This is a genomic window from Streptomyces silaceus (genome assembly GCF_001419745.1).
Lineage (GTDB): Bacteria > Actinomycetota > Actinomycetes > Streptomycetales > Streptomycetaceae > Streptomyces > Streptomyces silaceus.
The window spans coordinates 1-9855 of the sequence record NZ_LIRJ01000023.1; the positions used below are offsets into that span (position 1 = coordinate 1).

The 9855-nt window shown below is 71.9% G+C and carries 8 protein-coding genes and 1 pseudogene; 3 read left to right on the forward strand and 6 right to left on the reverse strand.

Going from position 1 to position 9855, the window contains the following annotated elements; genetic code table 11:
• Positions 1-492: serine/threonine-protein kinase (locus AOK22_RS02040; RefSeq protein WP_157872158.1), on the reverse strand; the 492-nt coding region annotated here is incomplete at its 3' end.
• A 261-nt stretch (positions 493-753) separates the two neighbouring features.
• On the opposite strand from AOK22_RS02040, the gene AOK22_RS02045 reads away from it, so the two are divergent.
• Complete coding sequence (locus tag AOK22_RS02045; RefSeq protein ID WP_244164670.1) at positions 754-1872, forward strand: ADP-ribosylglycohydrolase family protein; 1119 nt, start codon at positions 754-756, stop codon at positions 1870-1872.
• A gap of 69 nt (positions 1873-1941) precedes the next feature.
• Here the strand turns inward: AOK22_RS02045 and AOK22_RS02050 are convergent, their stop codons facing one another.
• Together AOK22_RS02050 and AOK22_RS02055 are read right to left on the reverse strand one after the other, a co-directional pair.
• A complete protein-coding gene (locus AOK22_RS02050) occupies positions 1942-3513 on the reverse strand; it encodes a sodium:solute symporter family protein (protein WP_055696783.1) in 1572 nt (523 codons plus the stop codon).
• A gap of 285 nt (positions 3514-3798) precedes the next feature.
• On the reverse strand, positions 3799-4590 hold the full coding sequence (locus tag AOK22_RS02055) for an SDR family oxidoreductase (RefSeq protein ID WP_055696784.1): 792 nt from the start codon (positions 4588-4590) through the stop codon (positions 3799-3801).
• Positions 4591-4670: 80 nt separating this feature from the next.
• Here AOK22_RS02055 and AOK22_RS02060 point away from each other — a divergent pair, with 80 nt between their 5' ends.
• The gene (locus AOK22_RS02060; RefSeq protein ID WP_055696785.1) at positions 4671-5513 is read left to right on the forward strand and encodes a hypothetical protein; all 843 of its coding nucleotides are present in this window, start codon (positions 4671-4673) and stop codon (positions 5511-5513) included.
• Positions 5514-5700: 187 nt separating this feature from the next.
• On the opposite strand, the gene AOK22_RS02065 is transcribed toward AOK22_RS02060, so the two are convergent.
• The 3 genes from AOK22_RS02065 to AOK22_RS02075 all read right to left on the reverse strand — a co-directional run bounded on the left by AOK22_RS02065 (position 5701) and on the right by AOK22_RS02075 (position 8219).
• Positions 5701-5910 carry a DUF397 domain-containing protein gene (locus tag AOK22_RS02065; RefSeq protein WP_055696786.1) on the reverse strand — a complete coding sequence of 70 codons (210 nt, stop codon included), beginning with the start codon at positions 5908-5910 and terminating at the stop codon, positions 5701-5703.
• Between the two features lie 224 nt (positions 5911-6134).
• On the reverse strand, positions 6135-6992 hold the full coding sequence (locus AOK22_RS02070) for a helix-turn-helix domain-containing protein (RefSeq protein ID WP_055696787.1): 858 nt from the start codon (positions 6990-6992) through the stop codon (positions 6135-6137).
• 465 nt (positions 6993-7457) lie between these two features.
• Positions 7458-8219 carry a GOLPH3/VPS74 family protein gene (locus AOK22_RS02075; RefSeq protein WP_055696788.1) on the reverse strand — a complete coding sequence of 254 codons (762 nt, stop codon included), beginning with the start codon at positions 8217-8219 and terminating at the stop codon, positions 7458-7460.
• A 337-nt stretch (positions 8220-8556) separates the two neighbouring features.
• Here AOK22_RS02075 and AOK22_RS41255 point away from each other — a divergent pair.
• Positions 8557-9855 (forward strand): annotated as a pseudogene (locus AOK22_RS41255) (hypothetical protein); the annotation flags it as partial.

Consider the following 9855-nt stretch of genomic DNA (forward strand, 5'->3'; position numbering starts at 1 on the left):
CGCGATGCCGAAGTCGGTGAGCAGGATCCTGCGGTCCTGCGTCACCATGACGTTGGCGGGCTTGACGTCGCGGTGCACGACGCCGCGTGCGTGGGCGGCCTCCAGCGCCTTGAGGAGCCCCGTGGCGACGCGCGTGGCGGCCTCCACCGACAGCGGCCCCCGCCGCAGGCGCTCCTGGAGCGTGCCGCCGGTGACCAGCTCCATGACGATCCAGGGCGCGGCGGCCTCGATGACGACGTCGTGGACGGTGACGATGTTCGGGTGGTCCCGCAGCCGTACGGCGTTCATGGCCTCGCGCTCGGCCCGCCGCAGCCGTTCCTCGCGCTCGGCCGCGGAGAGCGCCGGCGGGAGCCACAGCTCCTTGACCGCCACCCGGGTGTCGAGGCGTTCGTCGTGGGCCTCCCAGACGCGGCCCATGCCGCCGCTGCCCAGACTGCGGACGAGCCGGTATCGCCCGTCGATCGACCGGCCCTGCTGAGCCCCCTGTGCCACGGTCCCCCCGTTCCACGCCCCCTGACGGCGGGCTCCAGATTAGGGCGCGTACGCCCGCCACGGCCCGTGATGCGCGGCTATGGGGAGCCGCTGCGAAGCTCCGGTGAACGTCGTTCAAAAGCGACCTCAAGGGCGACTCTTCGCATACCACTTGGCACCTGAACCGATCGTTCCCGGTCGATTACAGTGCTGCGCAGTCGGCACCCGACGAGGGCATGTCGAGGCATGTCGAGGCACGTCTGGCCACGGAAGGAGGGTCCGGTGGGCACTGCAGCAGCCACCGGTGTCTGGGGCCGCGCCGAGCAGCAGGACTTCCGCAGCCGGGTGCGCGGCACGCTCCTCGGGGCCGCCGTGGGCGACGCCTTCGGGGCGCCCGTCGACGGCCTCTCGCTGGACGCGATCCGGGAGGCGCACGGCGCCGAGGGACTGACCGAGCCCGCGCCGGCGCACGGCAGGCGCGGCGCCGTCACCGCCGCCACCCAGCTCACCCTCTTCACCGTCGACGGGCTCATACGCGCCCAGGTGCGCCGCGACACCGGCGCCTGGCACCCGCCGACCGACCTGCACCGCGCCTACCGCCGCTGGGCCGCCACCCAGAGCGACTGGGGCCCCGACGAGCGGCGCAAGGAGGACGGCTGGCTGGCCCGCGAGGAGTGGCTGTACACCCGGCGCGATCCGTCCCGCGCCTGCCTCGGCGGCCTCGGCGACGACGTCATGGGCACCTTGGAGGCCCCCAAGAACCCCGACGCGCGCGGCGCCGAGGCCGCCGTCAGGTCCGCGCCCTTCGGCCTCCTCGTCGGCTGGGAGCCCCAGCTCGTGCTGCAGCTCGCCGTCGAGTGCGCCGTCCAGACCCACGGCCACCCCACCGCCTACCTCGCGGCCGGCGCGCACACCGTCATCGTGCACGGCCTGGCCCGCGGGGAGTCCCTCGACGGCGCGATCCAGCGGACCCTCGCCCTGCTCGCCACCCGCCCCGGCCACCAGCCGGTCACGGACGCGCTCCGGCACGCGCTGGGCGCCGTGCGCCAGGGCATGCCCACGCCCGCGCGCGTCGAGGAGCTCCTGGCGGACGGCACCGCCGAGGGGGCACTGGCCGCCGCCGTGTACTGCGCCCTGGTCGGCGAGGACATCCGGCACGGGCTGCGGCTCGCCGTCAACCACGGCGGGGCGTCGGCCGCCGCGGGCGCGCTGTGCGGGGCGCTCCTGGGCGCGCTGCACGGGGAGACCGCGCTGCCGCCGGGCTGGCTCACGGAGCTGGAGGGCCGGCCCACGATCCTGGAGCTCGCCGACGACTTCGCCATGGAGATGACGCAGGGGCCCGCCCTCCACGGGCCCGCCGTCTCCTCGCCCGGCTGGCTCGCCCGCTACCCGCGGGCGTGAGCGCCGGGGCGTGCGCCGGGCCCGCGAGGTACGGCGGGCCCTCGGCGCGCCCCGGTCCTCCGGCGCGCGTCAGTCCTTGGCCGGCGCGCCCACGGTGCCGTCGCGCGGCTCGGCGGGGGCGGGGACGGCCGCGGCTCCCGCGGGTCCGTCGTCGTCCGTGTTGATCCGCTCGATGAGCGCGTCGCGCTCCGGGGTGTCCTCGGGCTTGAGGTGGCCGATCAGGACGTAGAGGACGAGGGAGACGGCCAGCGGGATCGACACCTGGTACTGGAGGGCGACGCCGCCCAGCGCCTTGTCGATGGGGTAGTTGACCAGGTAGAAGGCGAACAGCCCGGCCGCCCAGCTGGTCAGCGCCGCCGTGGGACCGGACTTGCGGAACGTCCGCAGCAGACCCAGCATCATCGGGATCGCGATCGGGCCCATGAGACCCGCGACCCACTTGATGACCACGGTGATGATGTCCTTGAACGTGGGCGAGTCGACCTGCGTGGCGACCGCCATGGACAGGCCGAGGAAGACCACCGTCGTCACGCGCGCGGCGATCAGGCCCTTGCGCTCGCTCCAGCCGCGTGCCCGCGCGGACAGCGCGGGGGCCACGTCCCGGGTGAAGACGGCGGCGATGGCGTTGGCGTCGGAGGAGCACATGGCCATGGTGTGCGAGAAGAAGCCGACGATGACGAGCCCCAACAGGCCGTGCGGCAGAAGCTGTTCGGTCATCAGGGCGTACGCGTCGGAGCCGTCGGGCTTCTGCGCGTCGACCAGGAGCGGCGACATCCACATGGGGAAGAAGAGGACGAGCGGCCAGACCAGCCACAGGACCGCGGAGAGCTTCGCGGAGCGCGCGGCCTCCCTGGCGTTGGCGGTCGCCATGTAGCGCTGCGCCTGGTTGAGCATGCCGCCGTTGTACTCGAAGAGCTTGATGAACAGGAACGCGAGCAGGAAGACCGTGCCGTACGGGCCGACCAGCGGCTTGCCGTGCCCGGCGAGCTCCGGCTCGTCCCAGACGCCGAAGAAGCCGCCGTGCGGGCCGAGTTCGGCGACGACGGCCACGAACATCGCGACGCCCGCGAGGAGCTGGATGATGAACTGGCCCAGCTCGGTGAGCGCGTCGGCCCACAGCCCGCCGATGGTGCAGTAGATCGCCGTGATGACGCCGGTGATGAGGATGCCCTGGTTGAGGGAGACGCCGGTGAAGACGGAGAGCAGGGTCGCGATGGCGGCCCACTTGGCGCCCACGTCCACGATCTTCAGGAGCATGCCCGACCAGGCGAGCGCCTGCTGGGTGCGCAGGTTGTAGCGGTTCTTGAGGTACTCGAGCGGCGAGGCCACGTGCAGGCGCGAGCGCAGGCGGTTGATGCGGGGGGCGAAGAGCCGCGCGCCGATCGCGATGCCGAGGGCGATGGGGAAGGACCAGGTGACGAAGGACGTCACGCCGTAGGTGTAGGCGATGCCCGCGTACCCGGTGAACATCACCGCGCTATAGCCGGACATGTGGTGCGAGATGCCCGACAGCCACCACGGCATCTTGCCGCCGGCGGTGAAGAAGTCGCTGACGTTGTCGACCCGCTTGTGGGACCACACGCCGATCGCGACCATCACGCCGAAGTAGCCGATGAGCACGGCCCAGTCGAGACTGTTCATATGGCCCTCCAGGGGTCCGCCTGGTGAACTGCGCATAGCTGGCTGGCACTTCGCCAGAGCGGGCCGATGGGGACGCGGGCGGCCCGGAAGTGCCCGCTCATCGTGGGTTCGGCCGTGCACCCCGGACAACCGCCCGCAGGGTCAAGAGCGAGTAAAATCGTTCTGTTTGCTGATCTGTGTTCATGTACGTGACCAATGAGGGTGTGGTCGCGGGCATGAGAAAGCGCCCCCGAAGGGGCGCCGGGAGCCGCGCGACCAGCCGGAACGGGCGCGCGGCCGGGTCGGCTACCGCATCAACTCACCCGCGTTCACCAGCAACTGCTGTCCCGTGATGGACCGCGCCCGGTCCGACGCGAGGAAGGCGACCGCGTCCGCCACGTCCCCGTCCGTCGCCAGGTCCGGCAGCGCCATCCGCGAGGCGAGCCGGGCCCGTACCTCCTCCTCGGGCACGCCCTCGGTGTGCGCCGTGAACTGGACGAACGCCTCGACCGGCGGGCCCCACATCCAGCCCGGCAGTACGGTGTTGACCCGGATGCGGTCCGGTCCCAGCTCCCGCGCCAGCGAGTACATCGCCGACGTCAGCGCGCCCTTCGACGCCGCGTACGCCGCCTGCCGCACCTCCGAGGGCGCCGCGACGGCCGACTGCGTGCCGATGAGCACCACCGAGCCGCCGCCGCGCTCCCTGAGCGCGGGCAGGCACGCGCGCGTCATGCGCAGGGTGCCGAGCAGATTGACGTCCAGGACACCGCGCCAGGTGTCGAAGTCCGCGTCCTCCAGGCCGCCGAAGTAGCTGTCCCAGGCGGCGACATGGACGACCGCGTCGATGCCGCCGAAGCGCTCGCGCGCCAGCTCCGCGAGCGCCGCGCACTGCCGCTCGTCGGTGATGTCGGTGGGCAGATGGGCGGTGCGGGTGCCCTCGGGGTCGATCTCGGCGGCGGTCTTGGCGAGATTCGCCTCCGTGCGCGCCCCCAGGACGGCCCGCCCGCCGTCGCGCACGACGGCGGCCGCGACCTGATGGCCGAGCCCGGCACCGACACCCGAGACGACGACGGTCTTCGATTCGAGGAGCGACGGCATGGAGCGCCTCCCGGCTCTGGCAGTTTTGCTGACGGGGCGTCAGAGTATGGGCGTCCACCGGAGGAAGGAAGGGGAGAGGCATGAGCGAGGAGACGCGCAGTGAGACGTACGCCGAGCTGGCCGCCGTCGGGCCCTACGGCGTGCACCCGGGCCACGCCCTCATCACCATGGTCGAGCCGCACCCCGGGCACGAGTACGCGTACAACCGCTGGTACGAGGACGACCACTACTACGCCGGCGCGATGGCCATGCCCTGGATGTACGCGGGGCGGCGCTGGGTGGCCACGCGCGAGCTCCAGCTGCTGCGCTACCCCGACAAGTCCGCGATCGCCGAGCCGGTCACCGCGGGCTGCTACCTCTCCACGTACTGGGTGACCGACGGCCGCTACGACGACCACATGAAGTGGACCGTGGGCATCAACAAGCGGCTCAACCGCGACGGCCGCGTCTACCAGGACCGCACGCACGTCTTCACCTCCTTCCAGGACCACGCGGCGACCGTCTACCGGGACGGCGCGGCGGGCCCGCGCGACTTCCACGCCCTCGACCACCCCTACCGCGGTCTCGTCCTGGAGGTCGTCGACGCCGAAGGGCCCGAGGAGCGGGCGGAGTTGCTGGAGTGGCTGCGCTCCTTGCATCTGCCGCGCGCGCTCGCGGGCTCGCCGGCCGCGATGGTCACGCTCTTCGCGCCGACACCGCTGCCCGGGGACCGGATGACGTACGTGAAGCAGGTCGAGGGCGTGGGGACCCGGCTGACGCTGCTGTGGTTCCTGGAGCGGGACCCGCGCGAGTGCTGGCAGGAGCACTTCGCGGCGCGGGACGGGGCGGTGGCGGAGTCGGGGCTCGGGCGCGTGGAGCTGGTGGCGCCGTTCATCCCCACGGTGCCGGGCACGGACACCTATGTGGGCGACCTGCGATCGTAGCCCGACGAGCGCGTCCGGGGTCGTGGGGCAGGGGGGCGCGTCTGAGGTCCCGGGACAGGGGAGGCGTCCGGGAGTCCGGGGCAGGGGAAAGCCCCCTCGGCCGGGACGGCGGGCCAGTCGAGAGGGCTCATGCGGTGGTGCTTATGCGGTTGTTCCTCGGTTAATTCCGTCATGGCGCGCTGCAGTCTCACGCGAGGCCGGAAGTCCCCCGGCTCACCTCGGTGACGAACGCGTTCCACGAGTCGGCCGGGAAGGCGAGGACCGGGCCCTCGACGACCTTCGAGTCGCGGACGGAAATGCCGTCGATCGCGGGGGACTTGACCTCGACGCACGCGCCGTTGCCGGTGGAATACGAGGACTTGACCCACGAAGGCGAAGCGCCCTGCTGAATTGCCATGTCTGCTCCGTTTTGCCCAGTTGTTGAGTTGCTGTCGCCGCACTAAGCGGTATGCGCCAACGTTCTGCCCGATGGCGTGAATGACGCTACTCGCCAACATCGCTGTGTGAAGGGATCGTTCACTCAACCGGATGGCATATTCCAGGGGGGCCTTCCGCCCCGCCGAGGCAAGGGTGTACCGTGCGGCGCTTTCCCGTGCGGGGCCGCCCGGCGCACTCCTCTCCTCAGCGCGCGTACTCCTTCGCGATGTCCGCGATGAGCTGGCGCGACTGCTCCACATTCAGGGCCTGCGCCCGCAAGTGCTCGTACATGACGCTGTATTGCTGGACGTCGTTGGCCTTCTCCAGATACAGGTCGCTGGTGACGCCCTCGATGTAGACCACGCTGGAATCGGCGGCGTCGGGGAACTCCAGAATCGCGTACTGGCCGTTGAGCCCGGGATGCGCGCCCATCTCGAAGGGGATCACCTGGACCGTCACGTGCGGCAGTTGGGACTGCTCGACGAGATGCTCCAGCTGGTCGCGCATCAGGTGCCGGGACCCCACGACGCGGCGCAGCGCCGACTCGTCGAGGACGGTCCACAGGCGCAAGGGATTCTCCGGCGACGCGATGCGGTCCTGGCGGCGCATGCGCACCTGGACGCGCTTCTCGATGTCGGTGGGCGTGGTCTCCGGCAGGGCGCCGGTGATCAGGGCCTCCGCGTAGGCGCGGGTCTGCAGCAGGCCGGGGACGACCTGCGGGTCGTACACGCGCAGGGACGCCGCGTCGGTCTCCAGGCCGATGTACACGCTGTAGGGGATGTCGCCGAAGGAGTGCCACCAGCCCTGCTGGCGGGAGTCCTTGGCCATCTGCATCAGCGAATCCACGATGCGGTGGTCCTCGACCTCATAGACACCGCACAGGTCGCGGACGTCGCGCTGGCTGATCGAGCGGCGGCCGTTCTCCAGGCGGCTGATCTTCGACTGCGAGACGAGCAGGCGCTCTGCGACTTCCTCGGCCGTCATGCCCTTGAGCTCACGGAGCCGACGGAGCTCCTGGCCCAACCGGCGTCGCCTGACGGTGGGATTGACATTGGACGCCACGGGACGTGCACCTCCGGCTTGCATGCCTCTACTTTGCGTATCTACTGCTCAGCAGAGTGCCACCAACGAGGCGGCACCGCTGGGAAACAGCGGATGTGCGGACGTGAGGTCGAGCGAGGGGGTGTTCTCCCTGCGGCGCCAGTGAGTGTGCGGCCGCGCGGGGCGGTGGCACCGGGTGTCGTCGTCCGGACGGTCCGGTGTCCGCCCCGCGCGACCCAGCGGCTCCCGAACCGGGTCTGGGGGACTGCGGCGCGGCGCTGGTGCGAGTGGTGCTGAGCGGTTGCGTGAGGGCGACGCGTCACCTGAATCGTGCGTCACCCGAGTGCTGCGTCACGCGACGGTGGTGCGTACCTGAGGTGTCACGTGGCGTGGTGCCTGAACGCGCGGGTGGTGCCTGTGCGCGTCGGTGGTGCCGGAACGCGTCGGTGGTGCCTGAACGCGCTGGTGCGTGCTGCCGAGCCGTGCTCAGTGAGCCACGGCGCGTGCCATGGAACCGCGGCGCGGCTGCAGGGGAACCCCTCCGGGGTCCGCCGCCGACCGGGCCGGCTGCCGTCCGCCCGGTCCCGCGGGACCGGCTGGTGCGGCGCTGCGGCGCGGCTGTGCCGCCACGCCGTTCTGGACGTCCATCACGGCGTGTGCCACGAGGCCGCCCATGGGGTCGTGCCTGATGAGATCCCGGAGGCGCGAACGCGATGAACGCCCCTCGTTCCCGGGATACAGGTGCTTGCCGAGGCCGACCGCGTGGGCCAGTGCGGCGAGCGCGGCGGTCCGTGGGTCCGGCGGTACGCCGGTACGGATCGCCGAATCGAGCCGGGACCTGATTTCCCGGCTGATGGCCGTGTCCGTCGCCTGGTAGCGAGTCGTCGGCAGCACCCCGCACATCTGGCCCGCCACGGCATGCACCATGCCGCACCGCTCCAGATGCGAGAGATACGTCTGGCGGAGCCCAAGCCTGGGCCCGCCGATCCAGTGGACGGCCCGAACCGGGCTGCCGCGCCTGCGCAGCAGTTCCAGTGCGGAGTCCAGTGTCGGATCTCCGGTCGGCCGTGGCATCACCACGGCGATACGATCCCCGTCTGGGGCTATCCGTCCGGCCAGCGCCAGCTCCACTAGCTGTGCTCCGGCCAGACCGAGGTCGAGCGACTGCGGCTGCGCTGTGGTACCCGTGGCCGGGTCCAAAGCGAGCAGCAGAAGCTCCTCCGGAATTGTTCTGCGGCTCCTGCCCATCCATGCCTCCCCGCGTGGATGAATGACAGGGTGACCCCTCTCACATTGGTCTGTCGAGAGTGCGTGGGCGGGATGTACGGGAACCAGTAGGTATGTCGTTCTCGTCTACCACGGGGGTTAAGCCCTCACACAGGACACTGGTACACGGTTCGGACAGTGGGGTCCGGCCGGATTTGGCGCACGGCAAGCATCAGCATCGGCATACGGCATGGCGTACGAGGAGGCATCGGTGGCGGGCGAGACCCCCGACAGGTCGAAGCAGCGGAAGTCGTCGGGGAACCCGACTGCGGCGGAGTCTTCTGCGCCGGCGCCGGACGAACGGGACCCGCGTCTCGCGATGACGCGCGAGACGCCGCAGGCGCGCGAGGACCACGCCACGGCGGTCTTCTCCACGAAGGCGGTCAACGGCGGGGCCGGGGACGGCGCGAAGGCGGGGGAGACCTCGGGACCGGCTTCGGGTTCGGCCTCGGGTTCGGCCTCGGAACCGGCCTCCGGCTCGGCCTCGGAGGAGACCGCGGGCGCGGCTTCGGAAGAGGCTGAAGAGGCTTCGGAGGGTGCCCCGAAGGACGCTCCGAAGGGCACGTCGGAGGAGGCTGCGGAGGAGTCCGCGGAGGCGGTCGACGTCCCGGACACCTCGGATGGTTCGGGTGCCGCGGACTCCGCGTCCGGCGCCGACGCCCCGGCGGGCGACGCGCCGTCCGGTGGCGCGGCCAACGGCGAGGCGAACGGTGACGCGCGGCTGCGGGCCGCCGTCGCGGCGTGGGTCGCGGGCTCGGACGACGAGGACCCCGACGCGGGCGAGACATCCGATGACTCGGCCTCCAAGTCCTCGACGGTGGACGGCAAGACGGACGGCGAGGCGGCCGCGGGCAAGGGCGTGCGCGCGGCCAGCAGTGACGCTCCTGCAGGCGAGGACACGGGTGCGGCGGACGCGGCCGAGGCGAAGGGCGCGGCCAAGGGCGACGCCCCGGCCAAGGCCGCCTCCGTCGCGGACGACGCCAAGTCCACCGATGACTCGGCGTCCCCGAAGGTCGACCAGGCGACCGCCGTCTTCACGACGGTGACCCCGAAGACGTCCGACGCGAAGGCGGCCGACCCGAAGGCCGACGCCTCCGCCGGGGACGAGTCCGGCGCGAAGGGCGACGCGGCCGAGCCGAAGGCGGACGCCCCGGCCAAGGCCGCCCCCGCCGCGAAGGCCCCCGAGTCCACCGACGATTCGAAGTCCACCGACGAGCCCGGGTCCGGGCCCGGGTCCACGGACGAGCCCAAGTCCACGGGCGTCGACCAGGCCACCGCCGTCTTCAAGGCGCTGTCCCCGAAGGCGGGCGGTGCCAAGGCGGTCGACCAGCCGACCACCATGCTGAAGCTGGGCGACCACAAGCCCGGCGGCGGCAAGGACGCCGAAGCGAAGCCGGACGCGAAGCCGGGCCCCGACTCCGGCGAGCCCGCCCCGAAGCCCGAGGCCGACGCCGAGCGGACCAGCAAGTTCGTCGCGCTGAAGCCGCTGGACGAGCCGTCCTCGAAGCCCTCGAAGTCCGGGCAGCCCGCCGCCAAGCCCGCCGCGGGCGCCGCGGCGGCCGGAGCCGCGGCCGGTGCCGCCGCCTCCAAGGCCGACGCCCCCGCGAAGCCCGCCGCC